The 18,328-nt window shown below is 45.0% G+C and carries 16 protein-coding genes; 10 read left to right on the top strand and 6 right to left on the bottom strand.

What is annotated here, in order from left to right; genetic code table 11:
* Positions 1 to 36: 36 nt before the first annotated feature.
* Positions 37 to 921 carry a D-hexose-6-phosphate mutarotase gene (locus ACXAFJ_RS08990; protein WP_475322897.1) on the bottom strand — a complete coding sequence of 295 codons (885 nt, stop codon included), beginning with the start codon at positions 919 to 921 and terminating at the stop codon, positions 37 to 39.
* 77 nt (positions 922 to 998) lie between these two features.
* Positions 999 to 1,994 carry a type I glyceraldehyde-3-phosphate dehydrogenase gene (gene gap, locus ACXAFJ_RS08985; protein WP_475322896.1) on the bottom strand — a complete coding sequence of 332 codons (996 nt, stop codon included), beginning with the start codon at positions 1,992 to 1,994 and terminating at the stop codon, positions 999 to 1,001.
* Positions 1,995 to 2,331: 337 nt separating this feature from the next.
* On the opposite strand from gap, the gene msrB reads away from it, so the two are divergent.
* A complete protein-coding gene (msrB, locus tag ACXAFJ_RS08980) occupies positions 2,332 to 2,733 on the top strand; it encodes a peptide-methionine (R)-S-oxide reductase MsrB (RefSeq protein ID WP_475322894.1) in 402 nt (133 codons plus the stop codon).
* A 77-nt stretch (positions 2,734 to 2,810) separates the two neighbouring features.
* On the opposite strand, the gene ACXAFJ_RS08975 is transcribed toward msrB, so the two are convergent.
* A complete protein-coding gene (locus tag ACXAFJ_RS08975; RefSeq protein ID WP_475322893.1) occupies positions 2,811 to 3,632 on the bottom strand; it encodes a DUF2989 domain-containing protein in 822 nt (273 codons plus the stop codon).
* A 160-nt stretch (positions 3,633 to 3,792) separates the two neighbouring features.
* Between ACXAFJ_RS08975 and ACXAFJ_RS08970 the strand changes: the two genes are divergently transcribed.
* Complete coding sequence (locus ACXAFJ_RS08970; protein ID WP_475322891.1) at positions 3,793 to 4,077, top strand: YeaC family protein; 285 nt, start codon at positions 3,793 to 3,795, stop codon at positions 4,075 to 4,077.
* Between the two features lie 114 nt (positions 4,078 to 4,191).
* Here ACXAFJ_RS08970 and ansA read toward each other — a convergent pair whose 3' ends face one another.
* Together ansA and sppA are read right to left on the bottom strand one after the other, a co-directional pair.
* On the bottom strand, positions 4,192 to 5,205 hold the full coding sequence (ansA, locus tag ACXAFJ_RS08965) for an asparaginase (RefSeq protein ID WP_475322889.1): 1,014 nt from the start codon (positions 5,203 to 5,205) through the stop codon (positions 4,192 to 4,194).
* A 150-nt stretch (positions 5,206 to 5,355) separates the two neighbouring features.
* Entirely contained in the window at positions 5,356 to 7,206 is a 1,851-nt protein-coding gene (gene sppA, locus ACXAFJ_RS08960) for a signal peptide peptidase SppA (RefSeq protein ID WP_475322888.1), read from the bottom strand.
* Positions 7,207 to 7,469: 263 nt separating this feature from the next.
* Between sppA and ACXAFJ_RS08955 the strand changes: the two genes are divergently transcribed.
* Positions 7,470 to 9,503, top strand: coding sequence for a 2,4-dienoyl-CoA reductase FMN-binding domain-containing protein (locus ACXAFJ_RS08955; RefSeq protein ID WP_475322887.1), 2,034 nt, complete (start codon positions 7,470 to 7,472; stop codon positions 9,501 to 9,503).
* Positions 9,504 to 9,521: 18 nt separating this feature from the next.
* On the opposite strand, the gene purU is transcribed toward ACXAFJ_RS08955, so the two are convergent.
* A complete protein-coding gene (purU, locus tag ACXAFJ_RS08950; RefSeq protein ID WP_475322885.1) occupies positions 9,522 to 10,355 on the bottom strand; it encodes a formyltetrahydrofolate deformylase in 834 nt (277 codons plus the stop codon).
* 238 nt (positions 10,356 to 10,593) lie between these two features.
* Here purU and ACXAFJ_RS08945 point away from each other — a divergent pair, with 238 nt between their 5' ends.
* The 7 genes from ACXAFJ_RS08945 to rnd all read left to right on the top strand — a co-directional run bounded on the left by ACXAFJ_RS08945 (position 10,594) and on the right by rnd (position 18,149).
* A complete protein-coding gene (locus ACXAFJ_RS08945; protein WP_475322884.1) occupies positions 10,594 to 10,791 on the top strand; it encodes a hypothetical protein in 198 nt (65 codons plus the stop codon).
* Between the two features lie 95 nt (positions 10,792 to 10,886).
* Positions 10,887 to 12,815: an ATP-dependent DNA helicase gene (locus ACXAFJ_RS08940; protein WP_475322882.1), complete on the top strand. Its 1,929-nt coding sequence runs from the start codon at positions 10,887 to 10,889 to the stop codon at positions 12,813 to 12,815.
* The gene (tsaB, locus tag ACXAFJ_RS08935; protein ID WP_475322880.1) at positions 12,812 to 13,510 is read left to right on the top strand and encodes a tRNA (adenosine(37)-N6)-threonylcarbamoyltransferase complex dimerization subunit type 1 TsaB; all 699 of its coding nucleotides are present in this window, start codon (positions 12,812 to 12,814) and stop codon (positions 13,508 to 13,510) included. Before ACXAFJ_RS08940 ends, tsaB begins: the two co-directional genes overlap by 4 nt.
* Positions 13,511 to 13,583: 73 nt before the next feature.
* The gene (locus tag ACXAFJ_RS08930; protein WP_475322879.1) at positions 13,584 to 13,898 is read left to right on the top strand and encodes a chromosome partitioning protein ParA; all 315 of its coding nucleotides are present in this window, start codon (positions 13,584 to 13,586) and stop codon (positions 13,896 to 13,898) included.
* Positions 13,898 to 14,821 carry an alpha/beta fold hydrolase gene (locus tag ACXAFJ_RS08925; protein WP_475322878.1) on the top strand — a complete coding sequence of 308 codons (924 nt, stop codon included), beginning with the start codon at positions 13,898 to 13,900 and terminating at the stop codon, positions 14,819 to 14,821. Before ACXAFJ_RS08930 ends, ACXAFJ_RS08925 begins: the two co-directional genes overlap by 1 nt.
* Before the next feature lie 403 nt (positions 14,822 to 15,224).
* Positions 15,225 to 16,907, top strand: coding sequence for a long-chain-fatty-acid--CoA ligase FadD (gene fadD, locus ACXAFJ_RS08920; RefSeq protein ID WP_475322876.1), 1,683 nt, complete (start codon positions 15,225 to 15,227; stop codon positions 16,905 to 16,907).
* Between the two features lie 120 nt (positions 16,908 to 17,027).
* A complete protein-coding gene (gene rnd, locus ACXAFJ_RS08915) occupies positions 17,028 to 18,149 on the top strand; it encodes a ribonuclease D (protein ID WP_475322875.1) in 1,122 nt (373 codons plus the stop codon).
* Positions 18,150 to 18,328: the final 179 nt, after the last annotated feature.

The following is an 18,328-nucleotide window of genomic DNA, read 5'->3' as shown; positions in this document are numbered from 1 at the left end:
TTGAGTGACCTAGAACAAGGCCACTCGATTTTTTCGCTATTTACTCGAGATAACAGTTGATAGCGTATGCGACTCGCCGGGTTGTAGAGTAATTCCGTCTTCGATCGTCGGGGCGTGAATGGTGGATTCGACACAAACCATGGTTTGGTATCCGTTGTCATCCATATCAGCCATACTTTGGGCGACTTCCAACCAAGGGTTCCAAATCACAGCGCTATTGTGACCAGAGTTGGTAATCTCAATAGTACGGTCAAGTGACTTATCTTTAATTGAAACGGTATCTTGTGGTTGAGTATAGACACGGTCAAATGACTCGTGAATCTCAAGTGTTTCGCCACCTTGACCAATTTGGTTTTCTTTCAAACCGTCGATGAATTCAGGACCCATTCCAGAAATCTCAATTTGGTCAATATCACCAATGTTAAGGTAACTGTGCAGCGCACCAGAGAAATGCCATGGCTTGGTATCTACGTTGTTAACAATTAGGCGAGTGATCAGTTGTTCACCCACTTCAACTTGCAGACGCAGTTCGAATTGATTAGGCCAAATGGCTAGGCTTTCTTCAGAGGCATTTAACCCGATCTCAACAATAACGCCTTTGTCGCTTTCTCTGTGTTCAAGGAATTTCCATGTTTGGCTACGGGCAAAACCATGAGCAGGCGCTGCGATTCGACCAAACCAAGGCCAACAAACCGGAATGCCGCCTCTCAATGCTGCTTTGCCATCGTAATTTGCTTTGTCACTCATCCAAATCAGGTCTGGTTTACCTTCAGGTTGAAATGAAATGACATGTCCGCCGTGCAGAGAAATTGCCGCTTTAGCGAGAGGATGTTGGATACGAACTAGAGAGACGCCATCAAGGGTCGCGATAGTGACATAATCTGAAAGGGCTTGAGTTGCAGTAAGTGCGTAGTAATCCATAAAACAAATGCTCCAAATGCAAAAAACAAAAAAGGCGACTCAACGTCGCCTTTTATCTTCATAGCCTAAAGCTTACATTACTTAGAGATGTGAGCGATTAGGTCTAGAACTTTGTTTGAGTAACCGATTTCGTTGTCGTACCAAGATACAACTTTAACGAAGTTATCAGTTAGTGCGATACCTGCTTTAGCATCGAATACTGAAGTTTGAACTTCGCCGATGAAGTCTTGAGAAACAACTTGGTCTTCAGTGTAACCTAGAACACCTTTAAGAGCGCCTTCAGAAGCTGACTTCATCGCTGCACAGATAGCTTCGTAAGAAGCACCTTTCTTAAGGTTAACAGTTAGGTCAACTACAGAAACGTTAGCAGTTGGTACGCGGAAAGCCATACCAGTTAGTTTGCCGTTTAGCTCTGGAAGAACAACGCCTACTGCTTTAGCTGCACCAGTTGAAGATGGGATGATGTTCTGAGAAGCACCACGACCACCACGCCAGTCTTTAGCTGAAGGACCATCTACAGTTTTTTGAGTCGCTGTAGTAGCGTGAACTGTTGTCATCAGACCAGATTCGATGCCGAACTCGTCGTTAAGAACTTTTGCGATAGGAGCAAGACAGTTAGTAGTACAAGAAGCGTTAGAAACGATGTCTTGACCAGCGTAAGTATCTTGGTTAACGCCCATTACGAACATTGGAGTAGCGTCTTTAGAAGGACCAGTTAGAACAACTTTCTTCGCGCCAGCTTCGATGTGCTTACGAGCAGTTTCGTCTGTTAGGAAAAGACCAGTAGCTTCAGCAACAACGTCTACACCGATTGCGTCCCACTTAAGGTCTGAAGGGTTACGCTCAGCTGTAACGCGAACAGTTTTGCCGTTAACGATTAGGTTACCGCCTTCAACTTCTACAGTACCGTTGAAACGGCCGTGAGTTGAGTCGTACTTCAGCATGTATGCCATGTATTCTACGTCGATAAGGTCGTTAATACCTACAACTTCGATGTCGTTGCGCTCTTGCGCTGCACGGAATACGAAACGACCGATACGGCCAAAACCGTTAATACCTACTTTAATAGTCATTATAGTTGCTCCACAACTTAATTTCTGATGAAAGATAACTGGTAGTAAAATTACAGAATTCGTAACAGGTCTGCAACCAAAAAACGGATTTAACTTGTTTAAAGTCAAAAAAAAGCGTCGCTTTTTTTCATGTCGCACAAAAATTGCCCGATCCGACCGTTGGAATCTGTACTTTTACCTCACCCATTATCGTAAAATAAGGGAAATGCCTGATTGCGGTATAATCCGTCTAGCGCAAAAAGGCAGGTAAAAAAGTATGTGCTACAAAGGCCCGAATTAGCAAGTTTTTCAAAATTACAGGGTCAATTTTTTCAGCCAATGTACGAGGTATGCCTCAGTGAAACAAGAATCAAAAAAAGTCGAGAAGCCAGATGAATACTGGCGTGAGAAGCTAAGTGAAGAAGAATATCGGGTGTGTAGACTGCAAGGCACCGAAGCCCCTTATTCGGGCAAACTACTGCATAATAAAGAGACGGGCATATATCACTGCGTATGCTGCGACGCCCCATTATTTTCATCGGAAAATAAGTACGACTCTGGCTGTGGTTGGCCGAGTTTTGACGCGCCAATAGCAGAAGATTCGATTCGATACTTGAGTGATACAAGTCACGGAATGGTAAGAACTGAGATCCGTTGCAACCAATGTGACAGCCATTTAGGGCATGTTTTTCCGGATGGACCGGCGACAACCGGTGAACGCTTTTGTGTAAATTCAGTGTCGTTAATTTTCAACAAATAATTAAAAAGTGGCGCATACAGCGCCACTTTTATTTGCTTTACTTTCAACCAATTTGATTTTATTGGGATAAACTCAGATCACTTTAGCTGAGGGACGAGTTTGGGATCGTAATTTCCGCCACCCAATGCGTCATATACCTGCTCAGCCAATTGATTCAATGCGTCGTATTGTACGTCATTAAACCCGTAGAGGAGCTGCATTTCTTTTTTTGATATCAGAGGTATATCGTACTCTTCTGCTACTTTACCCCATAAATACGCCGCCTCTTTGTTACCCAATTGATAATGGATACTGGCCAAGGATTTTATAATTTCCGGGTTAACATTTTTATTTTTGGATAGTGACAAAGCGCGATCAAGCAAGTCGATAGTTTTGTGTTGATCGCGACTGGTATAGAAAGTTGCTAAAGCGTATTGCATTTCTGGCGTATCTAAAACTGGCTTTCCTTCCATTTGTAAAAAGGCACGTTTGGCCTGCTCGCTACCCGTTTGGCTCCACAAAAAGTAAAGCGCTTCGGGACGTTTGGATTGAGCAAGTTCCATTTCTAGTCGTTCTAATTCTTTACCGGAATGTACCAGTGCTTTAAAACGATTCTGTTTTAGCTCAGTCTGGTCAATGGCTTGGATTTGTGAAGCCAGTTCAAGACATTTTTTGTATTCACTAACCAGGTAGTATTCTTGAATTTTATTTTCATCACTCGGATTTTTGTGCACTTCAAATCGATGCCAAATTAAATCTGTTCTGGGAACACGACATTGACCATCGTTGAGATTGAGCATTTCACATCGCAATTCCGGGGTGTTGTTACAGAGTTGCTCCGTATTCCGGTTCATTTCAAAACAGCCAGTAAGCACTGACACAAGACATAAGATTCCGAACGTTTTTATTGGGTTTATCATTCTTAACTAGCCTTAGTTTTAATTGGAAATCACGAGCCTGTTCAGCGCAGAATTGCGAACTTTCGTCGTTGTCGTGAAATTCAAATCTTTGTTTACTGAATCTCTTTTGGTTTGCGTATAATAAATCCGATAACTATTCCAATAAGTATAAGGATACACCATGGATGTAGACCAACTTGTAAATTCAATTACTCCTGAAGCCTATGAGAGACTTTTGTATGCTGTGGAAACAGGTAAATGGCCTGAGGGAACGGAATTGTCCCAACAGCAACGCGATTCCTGTATGCAAGCTGTAATGCTGTACCAAGCGAAACACAATGCCGATGCTCAACATATGACGGTTGCACAAGGCGGTGAAATTAGCTTTAAATCTAAAGCGGAATTGAAAAAGCAATTTCAATCAGATCAACAAGATATCGTTCGTGTTAATCCAAACGAAGAGTAACTAAAAACTGACTGTTGTCGCAATATTGAAACAGCTCACATGTCTAAAAATGGCACTTCAAAGTGCCATTTTTTGGTTTGTTGCATTTTGAGGTGACGTTCTTGTGAACCAAGATCACATGCTCATTTCACCGCGCAGTACCATCTGCATTTGCTCCTGAATTTCAGCATAGCTTAGGTTTTGACTGAGTAAAAAGTGCAATTTGGCCAATGCGGCTTCATGTGTCATATCGTAACCACTGATCACGCCTGAATCTGCTAGAGCACAACCCGTTGCGTAACCACCCATGTTCACTTTTCCTGCCAAGCACTGAGTTAAATTAACCACAATCACTCCACGCTCTGAGGCCTCTTGTAAGTGGGCGAGAAGTTCGGGATTTTGTGGTGCGTTACCAACACCAAAAGTCAATAAAATCATAGCATTGACTGGCTGGCGCAAAGTATTGCGAATCACCTCATGCGAAATACCTGGGTACATGGTGATAACACCTACGGGCTGGGGAGTGATGGTGTGGACCTTAAACTCTCCATCTGGCTGATGATTCACCACCGCGTGATTGCCAACTTGGATATTGATCCCGGCTTCTAATAGAGGGGGCAGGTTGGGAGAAGTGAAGGCATTGAAGCCGTCGGCATGAGATTTGGTGCTTCGATTGCCACGCATCAGTTTGTTGTTGAAAAACAGCGTGACTTCATTGATAGGGTAATTAGCGGCGATGTGCAGCGCATTTAATAAGTTAGCTTGTCCATCGGAACGCAATTCCGCCAGCGGAATTTGAGAACCAGTAACGATCACTGGCTTTGACAGGTTTTCAAACATGAATGACAGTGCCGAGGCGGTGTACGCCATGGTATCGGTACCGTGTAAAATCACAAATCCATCGTATTTTTCGTAGTTATCACGAATATCGTTGGCGATTTGTTGCCAATCTTTAGGCGCCATATCTGAAGAGTCAATCAGCGGCTCGTATTCATGAATGGTATACTGTGGCATTTCTGGTCGGTGAAACTCGGGCATACTGGCAAGCTGCTTTTCCATAAAACCGGCGACAGGCACGTAGCCGTGCGAAGATTTTTGCATGCCGATGGTGCCACCCGTGTAGGCAATATAAATGTGCTTTCTATTCATACCAATATCGAAAATACCAAAGTCTATTGGTTGATTATATCAGCGTGTGAGTTGAACCCAATGTTTATTACTGATTTAAGAATAAAAATCAGTGAAATAAAAAAGCGGACTCTGAGGCCCGCTTGAAGAGACTGAGTGTAAAACTTGTCGCTAGTTCACGCTACATGACAAGCACAAGGAGTAATGTCCTTTAGGGTCGTTTAGCTGGTCGAGCAATGACAAATCAGCTGATACTTGAGATACCACAGGTAACAAAGACTGAGGAATCAGACTTGATAGATCTAAACCCAAACTGACACGTACTTCTCCTAAGAAATCTTTCAGGAATTGTTGTGCAGGGCTCAACGGCTCTTCAACCCAGTAAAGATTAAAGCTGTCTAACTCGGCCAACTCAGCTGCCAGCATGATGGCGTCGTCAAAATCGCCTAACTTATCGACCAGACCGTTGGCGAGTGCATCTTGGCCAGTCCAGACACGCCCCTGAGCGACATCATCCATTTGGTTAGCCGGCAAACTACGTGCTTCGCTCACTAAGTTAACAAAGCGACTATAGCCGTGTTCAATACCCATTTGTAGAAGTTGTGTCGCGCCGTCTGATAAGCCTGTGGTAAAGCCAACCCCTGATAAAGGAGATGTACCGACACCATCGGTATAAACACCAATCTTGTTGAGACCTTTTTCAAATGTCGTTAACACAGAGAAAATGCCAATAGAGCCGGTTAGAGTCGTTGGTTGAGCGACGATTTTATCTGCGTTCATTGAAATCCAGTAACCACCGGAAGCAGCAAGACTCGACATCGAAGCGACCACTGGCTTACCAGCAGCTTTCAGTGCCTCAATTTCATTGCGAATTACCTCCGATGCAAACGCGCTGCCCCCTGGACTATCAACGCGAAGTACCACAGCTTTTACTTGATCGTCATTGCGCGCATCACGCAACAGACCGGCGATAGTGTCACCGCCAATGGTGCCGCGAGGTTGTGAGCCATCCATTATGGTGCCGCTTGCCACAACAATAGCGATGTCATCGGTAGTGGGCTCAAGGGTAGGAGAGACGGAGCGCTTGTATTCGTAGTAGGTAATCGCTTTGTAACTATCGACACCATTACTACCAAATTCTTCGGCGAAGGTGGTTCTAAATTGCTGACGCGTCGCAAGTTCGTCTACCAAGCCTAGATTCAATGCAAGTTGAGCAAGGTCGCCATTGGCAGCTTCCATTCGTTCAATTAAATCTTCCATGTTTGGAGACAAAACTGCCGGGTCGATTTGACGATTTGCCGCTACATCGTCGACATATGCGCCCCAAAGTTGCCCTAACCAGTTGGACGCAGATTCTTTGGCTTCGTCCGACATATCATCACGAATAAACGGCTCAATTGCTGTTTTGTAAGAGCCAACTCTGAATACGTGTGTGGTGACATCCAATTTTTCAAGCAGGGTTTTGTAGTACATGGAGTACGCGCTGTATCCGCGCAGCAACACAGCACCATCAGGCGCCATGTAAATTTTGTCAGCATAACTTGCCAGATAGTATTGGCTTTGCGAGAAGAAAGCACCTACTGCGTACACAGGTTTGCCAGACGTCTTAAATTCATTAAGCGCTTTTGCGATGTAACGAAGTTTAGTGAGGTTGGCTTCCTGCATTTCACTTAAACCAAGCACAATACCCGTGATATTCGGGTCGTGTTGCGCGTGTCGAATGGTTTCCACGACATCGTAAAGCACGTTTTCGGTCGGTAACTCGGCGCCCAACATAGCCCCAGTAATTGAGTCCATAGGGTTGACATAAGTAGCTTGTTCAACGATCGGGCCGGTTAAATTGAGTATCAGCGCCGAAGGCTCGGGCGCTTGTTTATTGCCGCCATCCGCTTGCGTATAGGCAAAGTAAATGATGCCAATGGATACCAAAAAGAGCACATTCACTAGCGCAAGACGTATAAAAGTTATGAGTTTCCAAAAGCCTTTGAAAATCATACCTATAAATTTGAAGATAGATTTCATTCTTATTCCAACAAGATCTGTAGGGCAGCCAACATCCTACTTAAAAACCACAGAAAAACCAAAGGGCTCTAGCCATTGGCACTCGGCTTTATGACATTTCCTGACCGAGTTACAAGCACAATTTTGCCTAACTTGGCCTCTGAGTACCTTTGGTATAAAGCATAACGCCTTTTGACCTGTTTGACTGAATTGATAGTACTGAGTTTTGTGACTATTCTGGTCAAAGAGCGACCGACGATGCACTTACCACTTTGAGGTATCTGATGCTCAGCAGCTTACAACCTCTGGATCTTGGCTTCACCACAATCAAAAATCGCTATCTGATGGGCTCGATGCATGTCGGTTTAGAGGAGCAATTTGGTTCCTTAAACAAGTTGGGGGAGTTTTATCGAGCTAGGGCTGCTGGCGGAGTCGGGCTGATAATAACAGGGGGCTTTTCTCCCAACTTTAGGGGGCGGCTCAGTCCGTTTAGTGCCGAGTTTAGTCATGCTTGGCATGTTCACAAACATCGCATCATAACCAAGACTGTACATGAGTATGATTGCAAGATTGTCCTGCAATTGCTGCATGCCGGGCGTTATGCTTATCATCCTTGGTGCCAATCGGCGAGCGCAATTAAGGCGCCAATCAATCGCTTTGCCCCTTCAGAAATGTCGAATTCAGAGATTGAAAATACACTAAACCAGTTTGCGCACAGTGCCGAATTGGCGAAGCAGGCAGGGTATGATGGTGTCGAGTTGATGGGATCAGAGGGGTATTTGATCAATCAGTTCTTGTCCCCGAGAACCAATCAAAGGCAAGATCATTGGGGTGGTTGCAGCGAAAATCGTTTTCGATTTGCAACCGAGGTGGTCAAGCGAGTAAAAGGTCACGTCGGGCAAGACTTCATCGTGATTTTTCGTCTTTCTTTGGTTGATTTGGTAGAGCAGGGCAGTCATTGGCAAGAGGTCATTCAATTAGCAGCATTACTAGAAAATATCGGTGTTTCTTTGTTCAACTCTGGTATTGGTTGGCATGAGGCGCGAATTCCCACCATTGCCACTCAAGTTCCTCGCGCTCAGTTTGCTTGGTTAACAGGCAAACTAAAACAGGCGACGAGTATTCCTGTTGTCGCTTGCAATCGAATCAATACCCCAGAAATCGCGGAGCATCTTATCCAAACGGGGCAGGCGGATATGGTATCTATGGCTCGGCCGTATCTTGCCGACCCTGAGTTTGTGAATAAAGTTCAGTCGGAACAAACGAAGCGGATCAACACGTGTATTGGTTGCAATCAATCTTGTCTGGATAAGGTATTTAAGGGCAAAAAAGCCAGTTGTTTGGTGAACCCCATGGCATTGCCTGATAAAAAATGGCAGCTAAAACCCGCTCAGTCAGTTAAGAAAGTCGCCGTTGTTGGCGCAGGACCCGCTGGGCTGTCTTGCGCCAAACGACTGCTAGAGCGCGGCCACCTAGTATGGCTATTTGATACCAACCAACAGATTGGTGGCCAGCTTAATTACGCTCGAAAGATTCCCGGTAAACAAGAATTTGATGAAACTCTAAGATATTTCCACCATGAGCTTGAACGGATGGGTGTGAATTGGTGCTTAGGGCAAAGTTATCAATCCGGTGACCAAAATATCGAATTTGATCGCGTGGTTTGGGCTACAGGAGTTAGGCCAAAAATGCCCAATATCAAAGCAGATCTTGATGCGATACCTGTACTCGATTACCAACAGGCCATTTTGCAACATCAACAACTAGGTGATGAAGTTGCGATAATTGGTGCTGGTGGCGTGGGTGTCGATGTCGCGACTTTGCTAACAGAACCTCTGTCAGAAAAAGAAATAAACAGTGAACATCTATCCGACTTGCACCATAAGTTCGAGCAAGAATGGGGAATTAGTCGGGATGAAAAGGTGAGAGGTGGACTTGGTCCAGCCGCAGGCGTTACTACAAATTCCTTCAAGACTCGAAAAGTGTTCTTGTTAAAACGCAGCGCAGGTAAAGTCGGGCGTGGTCCGGGCAAGACAACGGGATGGATTCATCAAGCAACGTTAAACCGGCGTGGCGTCATCATGCTCAGCGGCGTTCAAGTATTATCGCTAACTCCTGAGGGTGTGATGATTCAGCATCAAGACCAAACTGAGCTTATTAAAGTGAAGCAAGTGATTGTGTGTACTGGTCAGGAGTCGATACCAATTGAGGGAAATGACAGTGATGAGCAACTTGTCATTGGAGGAGCAAAACGCGCAACGGAGCTAGACGCGGCTCGCGCTATTTGTGAAGGGATAGAACTGGCAGATAAAATATAGCTGCCAGTTCTTTAAGTCTTACAAAATAACCGTTTTATTGCCGTACACAAACACGTGGTCGTTAACCACTTTATTTAGCGCTTTGCTGAGCACATTCTTTTCCACATCTCGGCCAGCTTGTGCCATATCTGACGCGCTAAAGTTATGGTCAACGGGTATTACATCTTGTTTGATGATAGGACCTTCATCTAAGTCGTCAGTCACAAAGTGGGCTGTCGCACCTATGATCTTAACGCCACGCTCGTAGGCTTGATGATAAGGTTTGGCGCCAATGAAGGCAGGCAGGAAGCTGTGATGGATGTTTATGATTTTGTGGTGATACTTCTGCACAAAGTCTGGTGTTAATACACGCATGTACTTGGCGAGCACTAAGAAATCTGCCTGATATGGGTCGACGACTTTTAACACTTCACGTTCATGCTCTTCACGATTAAGACCCTCGTGACTGACGTAGTGGAATGGGATATCAAACTTCTCTGTTAAGTCTTGCAACTTATCGTAGTTTCCGACTACCGCTGCAATTTCCACATCTAAACTGCCATCGAAATTTTTCATCAAAATATCACCCAAGCAATGGGCTTCTTTGGTGACCAAGATAACGATACGTTTTCTTGAGGAATCAATGAGCTTCTTTTTTGCTTTTTCAGGCAACGCGCTGTCTAGGTCGGCAAGGAAGGTTTGGTCATTGAAATAGCCTTCAAGCTCAGTGCGCATAAAAAAGTGACCACTGGTGTTATCCACAAACTCGTTGTTATGGATGATATTCAGTTGATGTTTGTAACAGATATTGGTGATTTTCGATATTAAACCAGGTGCATCTGTGCAGTGTGTTAGCAGCGTTTTCTTTTCCATTTAGAACATACTTCCGAATTAAATTTTTTTTGATCTGTGAATTATTCTTTGGAGAACGAACAGTGAACTAGTCCTCAATTTGATAGCTACAATTAACTTAATATCGTACGGGTTGCAACCAGATTTGCTGGACAATCGATTGCAGCAGAGCTAGAGGCGAGGTAGAGCGTTTTACTTGTCTTGAAAATGCGATGGATAGCGTGGCAAACAGCCGACTCAAATGTCTAAGGTGGTCGAAATGGACAAAGAACTACTCGCGAAAAAGTTGTACTCCGAACGCGTCAGCTCGTTACTTGGAGAGCAAGAGCTGGATCCTGAAATCTTAGCAGAAATGTGGGAAAACCGAGCATCGCCAGCAGAAGCTGCGGATGCCATTCGACACGCTCATGATGACTTTACCGGACCTAACTGGTTATCTCGTTATTTGCGAAGGTAGTTAATCTTCAAGCCCTCCACTAATCAAAACCTTGGCTTCGCAGCTAAGGGAAAACCTGACATAATCATGCCAAGATACACAAGATGTTGATTGGCATGATTTCAAAGACTTTCTCCTCTACTGGTGCTCTGGGTAAAGCTATACCCGGCTTTCAAGCCCGGCAGCCACAAGTTGATATGGCAGAAGCGGTCGATCGAGCAATCAAACATCAAACCCAACTCATCGTAGAAGCTGGAACTGGAACAGGCAAAACCTTTGCTTATCTAGTTCCGGCGCTGCTCAGCGCTAAAAAAGTCATTATTAGCACCGGCTCAAAAAACCTACAGGAACAGCTTTACCATAGAGATCTCCCTTTAATGGTTGACGCATTGGGTTATCAAGGTCGCGTTGCGCTGCTAAAAGGTCGTTCAAACTATCTGTGCTTAGATCGACTTAGCCGGCAAATGGTCGAGAGCCACAGTCCTCATTCGGACCCCAATTTGTTATCTCAGTTAGTCAAAGTTCGGGGTTGGAGTTCGTCGACTAAAACCGGAGACTTAGGGGAATGTGATGAAATTGCCGAAGACAGCCCTGTTATTCCAACCATCACCTCGACAAACGACAACTGCTTAGGCAAAGATTGCCCGAGTTACCAAGATTGTTATGTCAATAAAGCGCGGCAAAAAGCCTTAGAAGCCGATGTTGTGGTGGTCAATCACCATTTGTTTTTGGCGGATCTGGCAATTAAAGAGACAGGTTTTGGTGAGTTGATCCCCGAAGCCGATGTGTTTGTGTTTGATGAGGCGCATCAAATTCCAGACATAGCCAGTCAATATTTTGGTCAATCGCTATCCAGCAGACAGATACAGGAACTAGCCAAAGACATCGAAATTGGTTATCGCACTGAAGCCAAAGACATGCGCCAGTTGCAAAAAAGTGCTGAAAAACTGGTTCAAACCAGCTCTGACTTGCGCATTGCTTTGGGTGAACCGGGTTTTCGCGGCAATTGGCGAGAGGTAATGAAATCGCCAGATTTAGTGCGCGACATAGAGAGACTGAAAGAGAGTTTAGAGTTTGCGCTTGAAGTACTAAAACTTTGCGTGGGGCGAAGCCAACTACTTGACACAGCCTTCGAGCGTACTAGTCAGATTTTGGCTAGGCTTGATCGAGTGTGTGACACGGGAATAACTGGCTATTCTTATTGGTTTGACACAACACCGCGCCACTTTAGTTTACACATTACACCTTTGTCGGTGGCCGATAAGTTTCATGAACACATCGAAGAGAAACAAGGGGCGTGGATTTTTACTTCGGCAACGTTAACGGTGAATGAAGAATTTGGCCATTTTACCTCTCGGTTAGGACTGGCACCCACTCAACAAATGACCTTACCTAGTCCTTTTGATTATTCTAAACAAGCTCGGTTGTGCGTTCCTAAATATCTGCCTGAACCCAATACACCGGGTATGGCAGACAAACTTGTTCGTTTGTTAGGCCCTGTCATTGAAGAAAATGAGGGGCGCTGCTTTTTTCTTTGTACGTCCCACTCAATGATGAAAGAGTTAGGCGAACAATTTCGCGAACAGCTCTCGATACCTGTGTTAATGCAAGGTGAAACGACCAAACAAAAGACACTGAATGAGTTTATGGAACTTGGCAATGCCTTGCTGGTAGCCACGGGAGCCTTCTGGGAAGGAATTGATGTTCGAGGTGATGCGTTGAGCTGTGTGATTATCGACAAGCTACCCTTTACCGCTCCTGATGACCCATTGCTGAAAGCGAGAATAGAAGATTGTCAGTTAAAAGGGGGCGACCCGTTTTCTCAAGTCCAGCTACCGGAAGCGGTCATTACTCTCAAACAAGGGGTTGGACGCTTGATTCGGGATACCAAAGACAGCGGTGCTTTAATTATCTGCGATAACCGAATGGTAACTCGCGATTACGGTGGCGTATTCCTTTCTAGTTTGCCACCTATTCCTCGAACTCGAGATTTAGGTACAATACGTGACTTTCTAAAACAAGCTTGCACAGTGAGAGACTTATGACAACTAGAATCCTAGCCTTGGATACATCAACAGAAAACTGTTCGGTGGCGTTATGGATTGATGGCAAGATAACCAGTCGAAGTGAAGTCGCTCCGCGAGACCACGCAAAAAAAATCTTGCCGATGGTTGATAGCGTGCTAAAAGAAGCAGGCTTAACGCTGCAAGATCTAGATGCGTTGGCATTTGGACGCGGTCCCGGTAGCTTTACCGGAGTAAGAATTGGCATTGGTATTGCACAAGGTTTAGCGTTTGGTGCAGATTTACCCATGATTCAGATTTCAAGCTTGAAAGCGATGGCGCAACAAGTCTACCGCAAGTTTGAAGAAACGCAGGTTGCATGTGCGATTGATGCGCGCATGAGCGAAGTGTATTGGGCTCGATTTGAGCGTCAAGAAGATGGCACATGGCAAGAGACTGATGCCGAATGTGTCATACCACCGAGTGAATTGAACTGGCAAGCCAGCTCAGACGACAAGTGGCAACAAGCTGGCACTGGATGGGCTGCATACCAAGAAGAGCTGTTAGCCGTGAGTCAGCAGTCTTCTCCAACGGAAGTAACTTTACCTGAAGCCATTGATATGGTTGAACTAGCAGTAGCAGAGTTACAAAAAGGTAACACAGTGTCAGCAGAAGAATCGTCTCCAGTTTATTTAAGGGACACGGTGGCGTGGAAAAAGTTGCCAGGCAGAGAGTAGATTAACCCTAGTTGTAAAGCAGGTTGTTGTTTCAAGATCAGCTTTCAACGTGTAAATAAACGCAGGAGTTTTAATGGTCTCCATTAATGGTCTTCCTCCCTCGCAGATTCCCGGCTCGGGAAAGGCAAGAAAAACAGGGAAAACAGACAAAAAAACGTCGGTGTCGAAACAGACGCCCGCGACTCCTGCTACGCAAACAACACCCGTTGCGAATGCCGTGTCCAACGGCATTCGAAAAATGGATGAGGCTGATATACAGCGCAACCAAATCCAATACGATCTCCCTGATGGACACAATCGCAAGGCGCTTCAAGAATATTTCAACGTGATCAATCAAGCTAAACGAGAAGAGCTTCAAGCTATGCTTGGCGTGGATCTTTACGTGTAATGAAAACGCCTACCTTGTCAGAGCTGCGAATACCACTTAACTCGCACCCTCTAAATAGTCAAAATCCTCTTAAGCAAACCCAGAGCAGTCAAAATCAGCTAGCAGGTCTGCAGAGCGAACCTAACAGTGAAGGTCCAAAGGTACTGTTTGTTCACGGTTGGCTGGATAACGCCGCAAGTTTTGCTTCTGTCCTGCAAGTTTTGCAATCAGAAACGAACACTCTAGATTGTGTCGCAATTGATTTACCGGGGCATGGTCACTCTTGTCACTTTGAAGGCTTTTACCCATTTCACGAACACCTACACGCAATAAACCAAGTTCTAACGCATCTAGGTTGGCAAACTTGTCATTTGGTCGGTCACTCAATGGGCGCGTATCTGTCGGCATGTTATGCGGCCGCGTTCCCGGAAAGAGTAACTAGCCTGACGCTTATCGAAGGTATTTGTCCTCTCGGTGAAAATCCCAATGAAACTGTGGCTAGACTGAGAAACGGATTGCTAGAACGTCAGGAATCTAGAAACCCGCATTTTGTTCCTGCGCAATTACAAAAACCACGCAAGTTAGCCACACTGGTAAAACGCCGTGCCCAGCTTAATCAAATCGACGATGAGCTTATTGAGCCTATTGTTTTACGTGGTACTCAAGAATCAGAACAAGGCTTTCGTTGGCGACATGATAGCAAGCTAATGGCAAGTTCACTGTACCGAATGACCATAGAACAAAGCCAAAACATTGTCGCTGCTATCAAGTCTCCAACCCAAGTGATACTGGGTAAAGCCGGGTTTGCTCACCTACCTGAGCAAGTTAAATTTTTGGTTCCTGCAGCAGATGTTACCTATCTTGAGGGTGGGCATCACTGTCATATGCAAAAGCCAATCGATTGCGCACAAAAGATCCTCGAATGGGTTAACAAAAACACCTAAATTCGTTCCTTGATAGATGATGTACTCCCTCAGCTATGGTCTAATTAGGCCCATACTAGTCTGGTTTGCACCTTGAGTTCTTTCAATACTTTGACCTTTCATTGCAAAGTTTCGACACCTTAGTCTTGTTGAACCACACTTTGCATTTGGATGTTTTAATTGTGTAAATAGTTACTAGTGAGGCAAAGACGATATGTCTTACGAATAATGGACAAAAACAGCGACCAGACCCTCAAAATAGAATGATTGACTACCATTTAGTAACAAAACGTAAAACCCTTGAAGCGACTTTTACTAAATTGAGTCATAAGTATAGCGACCTTAATAACTGTTTCGCATGTAATTGCGGTTTCGTATTAAGGTTGTTTGCTTAGAAAATCCGCGAAGAATTAGGAGAATAACAGTGGAAAAACCTTGGCTTTCACGTTACCCAGAAAAAGTGCCTGAAACGATTAATCCGGACCAATACCCATCTTTGGTGGAGTTGTTTGAACAAAGTGTTCAGAAGTATGCGGATCAACCTGCGTTTGTAAACATGGGTGCGGTGATGACATTCCGTAAGCTGGAAGAGCGCAGTCGAGCGTTTGCAGCCTACTTGCAGAATGATCTTAAGCTAGAAAAGGGTGACCGTGTCGCCATCATGATGCCCAACCTACTGCAATATCCAGTGGCCCTCTTTGGTGTGCTGCGTGCAGGCTTGGTGGCAGTCAATGTTAATCCACTTTACACGCCAAGAGAGCTTGAGCACCAGTTGAATGATTCGGGCGCCAAAGCGATCGTCATTGTGTCCAATTTTGCCAATACGCTAGAGCAAGTTGTAGAACGCACAGAAGTGAAACATGTGGTGCTGACGAGCTTGGGTCAAATGCTGCCTAGAGCTAAAGGCACGTTAGTCGATTTCGTCGTTAAGTACGTCAAAGGCATGGTGCCGAAATACAACTTGCCGGGCGCGATTTCAATGCGTAAAGCAATCCAAAACGGCCGACGCTTGCAATATGTTAAGCCATCCATGAACGGTGATGATATTGCATTCTTGCAATACACCGGTGGTACAACCGGGGTGGCAAAAGGCGCTATTCTTACGCACCGCAACATGATTGCCAACGTAATGCAGGCGAAAGGCGCGTATGGTCCAGTGCTTTCTCAGGGTAAAGAGTTGGTCGTTACCGCGTTACCTATGTATCACATCTTTGCGTTAACCGTTAACTGCCTATTGTTTATCGAGATTGGTGGTCATAACTTGCTGATCACGAACCCGAGAGATATACCAAACTTCATTAAAGAACTATCGAAAGTACCGTTTACCGCAATTACCGGTGTGAATACTTTGTTCAACGCGCTCGTCAACAAAGAAGATTTCCGCGAACTCGATTTTAGTAACTTAAAACTGTCCGTTGGTGGCGGCATGGCGGTGCAACAAGCCGTGGCGGATAAGTGGAAAAAGGTCACCGGAGTTCACCTTCTGGAAGGTTACGGGCTGACCGAATGTTCACCATTGGTGGCGGGTAATCCGTATGATCTTGAAGATTATACGGGTGCGATTGGTGTACCAGTGCCTTCTACTGACGTTCGAATTGTTGATGACGAAGGTAACCCACTACCTCTAACAGAAGTCGGCGAGTTACAAGTACGCGGCCCTCAGGTGATGCGAGGCTATTGGCAACGTCCAGAGGCAACGAAAGACACCATCACTGAAGACGGTTGGTTGTTTACCGGCGATATCGTACGTTTCGATGAGCAAGGCTTGCTGCATATCGTTGATCGCAAGAAAGATATGATTTTGGTATCAGGCTTTAACGTGTATCCAAACGAAATTGAAGATGTGGTTGCGCTGCATGACAAGGTGCTAGAGGTAGCGGCAATTGGCCAGCCTCACGAAGCCAGTGGCGAAGTCGTTAAGATTTACGTGGTGAAAAGTGACGAAGGATTAAGCAAAGAAGAAATCATTGAACACTGTCGCGAACATCTCACAGGTTACAAGGTACCTAAGCTGGTGGAGTTTAGAGAAGAGTTGCCTAAGACCAACGTTGGTAAAATTTTGCGTCGTGTCCTTCGCGAAGAAAATGATGCCAGACATTCGGCGTAGCCGATTTTATTGAGCAATTGATATATACTATGCCGACAGTTCTGTCGGCATTTTTTCTTTCTAAGACGTTTTTGAAAGGGTGAGTTCCGAAAGTCATCTCAGTAAACAAATAGGATTTGCGTGAATTATCAAGTCATCACTTCAAGCTCTCAACTAGAGTCCGTTTGCCGCGCTGCTCGTTTATGTGAACGCGTAGCTCTAGACACCGAATTTGTGCGAGTGCGCAGTTTCCATCCTCACCTTGGCTTGATTCAGTTATACGATGGCACCAACCTGTCTTTAATCGATCCACTGGAAATTGAAGACATGACCCCCTTTATTGAGTTACTCGCAGATCAGAGTGTATTAAAAATCCTGCACGCCTGTAGCGAAGACATGGAAGTATTCCTGCAACAGTTCGGGCAATTGCCGACGCCTTACGTTGATACCCAAATACTGGCTGCGTTTATTGGCCACGGCATATCCGCCGGCTTTGCTGCCATGGTTAAGCATTACCTGTCTGTTGAGCTAGATAAAAGCGAATCAAGAACCGATTGGATGGCGCGCCCGCTATCGAGTAAACAACTTGATTATGCGGCTGCAGACGTTTACTACTTAATCCCTCTATACGACCTTATTTTGAGTGATGTCGACAAATCCGGGTGGCTAGACGCAGCACTTGAAGAGTGCACGCTCAAGTTGGACAAATACAACAAGCAGCCAAACCCTGATTTGGCCTATTTAGATGTCAAGGGTGCTTGGCAGTTGGATGAACAGCAATTGGCCATTCTAAAGCCTTTGGCGACATGGCGTTATCAAGAAGCCGTCAAACGCGATTTGGCGTTGAATTTTGTCTTCAGAGACGGAGACTTGTTGACGGTGGCGAAGTATTCTCTCAAGACCAAAAAAGCGATGGATAAGCACGATATAGATGAACGTTCAGCTCAGCGCCATGCACATAAGATTGGTCCGATTGTTCATCAAGCACAACAAACGTCAGAGTTTGATTGCCCTGAAAAGATAATTCGTTTGATGGATCGACCCGGTTATAAAGCCTTGTTTAAATTACTAAAAGATGAAGTGAAAAAGGTCTCAAAACAAACCGGTCTTGCTCCCGAATTATTGGCTTCTAAGAAACAACTTAATCAAGTATTCACTTGGTTCTGGGTCAAGGAACAATCTGGGAAAAAGCCCGATGCGCTGCAAGGATGGCGAAAAAAGCTATTCGGTTCTCAGCTGACGAAAGCTTTTGATAAGAGCTAATTACATAGCCCCAGATTTTTGCTCTTTAACTCTAACTTCTCACTATCAAAAACCGCCAACGTTTGTTTGGCGGTTTTTTTCTTTGATAAATGGTCAATTCAGGAAATTGTTTAACCTGAGTCTATTTACTCGTTGAATTTCATATTCAAGTCGCTAATATGTTCGGCAAATTAAAGCTA

The sequence above is a fragment of the Vibrio sp. ABH4_348 genome, assembly GCF_056159765.1.
The sequence above is the reverse complement of the archived record's forward strand: the minus strand, read 5'-3'. Positions and strand labels throughout refer to the sequence as shown.

Excerpts from the sequence above, each read along its gene's own strand:
- gap (WP_475322896.1), bottom strand. The coding sequence starts at position 1,994 with ATGACTATTAAAGTAGGTATTAACGGTTTTGGCCGTATCGGTCGTTTC.
- ACXAFJ_RS08975 (WP_475322893.1), bottom strand. The coding sequence starts at position 3,632 with ATGATAAACCCAATAAAAACGTTCGGAATCTTATGTCTTGTGTCAGTG.
- ACXAFJ_RS08940 (WP_475322882.1), top strand. The coding sequence starts at position 10,887 with ATGATTTCAAAGACTTTCTCCTCTACTGGTGCTCTGGGTAAAGCTATA.
- ACXAFJ_RS08955 (WP_475322887.1), top strand. The coding sequence starts at position 7,470 with ATGCTCAGCAGCTTACAACCTCTGGATCTTGGCTTCACCACAATCAAA.
- sppA (WP_475322888.1), bottom strand. The coding sequence starts at position 7,206 with ATGAAATCTATCTTCAAATTTATAGGTATGATTTTCAAAGGCTTTTGG.
- ACXAFJ_RS08945 (WP_475322884.1), top strand. The coding sequence starts at position 10,594 with ATGGACAAAGAACTACTCGCGAAAAAGTTGTACTCCGAACGCGTCAGC.
- ACXAFJ_RS08930 (WP_475322879.1), top strand. The coding sequence starts at position 13,584 with ATGGTCTCCATTAATGGTCTTCCTCCCTCGCAGATTCCCGGCTCGGGA.
- tsaB (WP_475322880.1), top strand. The coding sequence starts at position 12,812 with ATGACAACTAGAATCCTAGCCTTGGATACATCAACAGAAAACTGTTCG.
- ACXAFJ_RS08970 (WP_475322891.1), top strand. The coding sequence starts at position 3,793 with ATGGATGTAGACCAACTTGTAAATTCAATTACTCCTGAAGCCTATGAG.
- ACXAFJ_RS08925 (WP_475322878.1), top strand. The coding sequence starts at position 13,898 with ATGAAAACGCCTACCTTGTCAGAGCTGCGAATACCACTTAACTCGCAC.
- ansA (WP_475322889.1), bottom strand. The coding sequence starts at position 5,205 with ATGAATAGAAAGCACATTTATATTGCCTACACGGGTGGCACCATCGGC.
- purU (WP_475322885.1), bottom strand. The coding sequence starts at position 10,355 with ATGGAAAAGAAAACGCTGCTAACACACTGCACAGATGCACCTGGTTTA.
- ACXAFJ_RS08990 (WP_475322897.1), bottom strand. The coding sequence starts at position 921 with ATGGATTACTACGCACTTACTGCAACTCAAGCCCTTTCAGATTATGTC.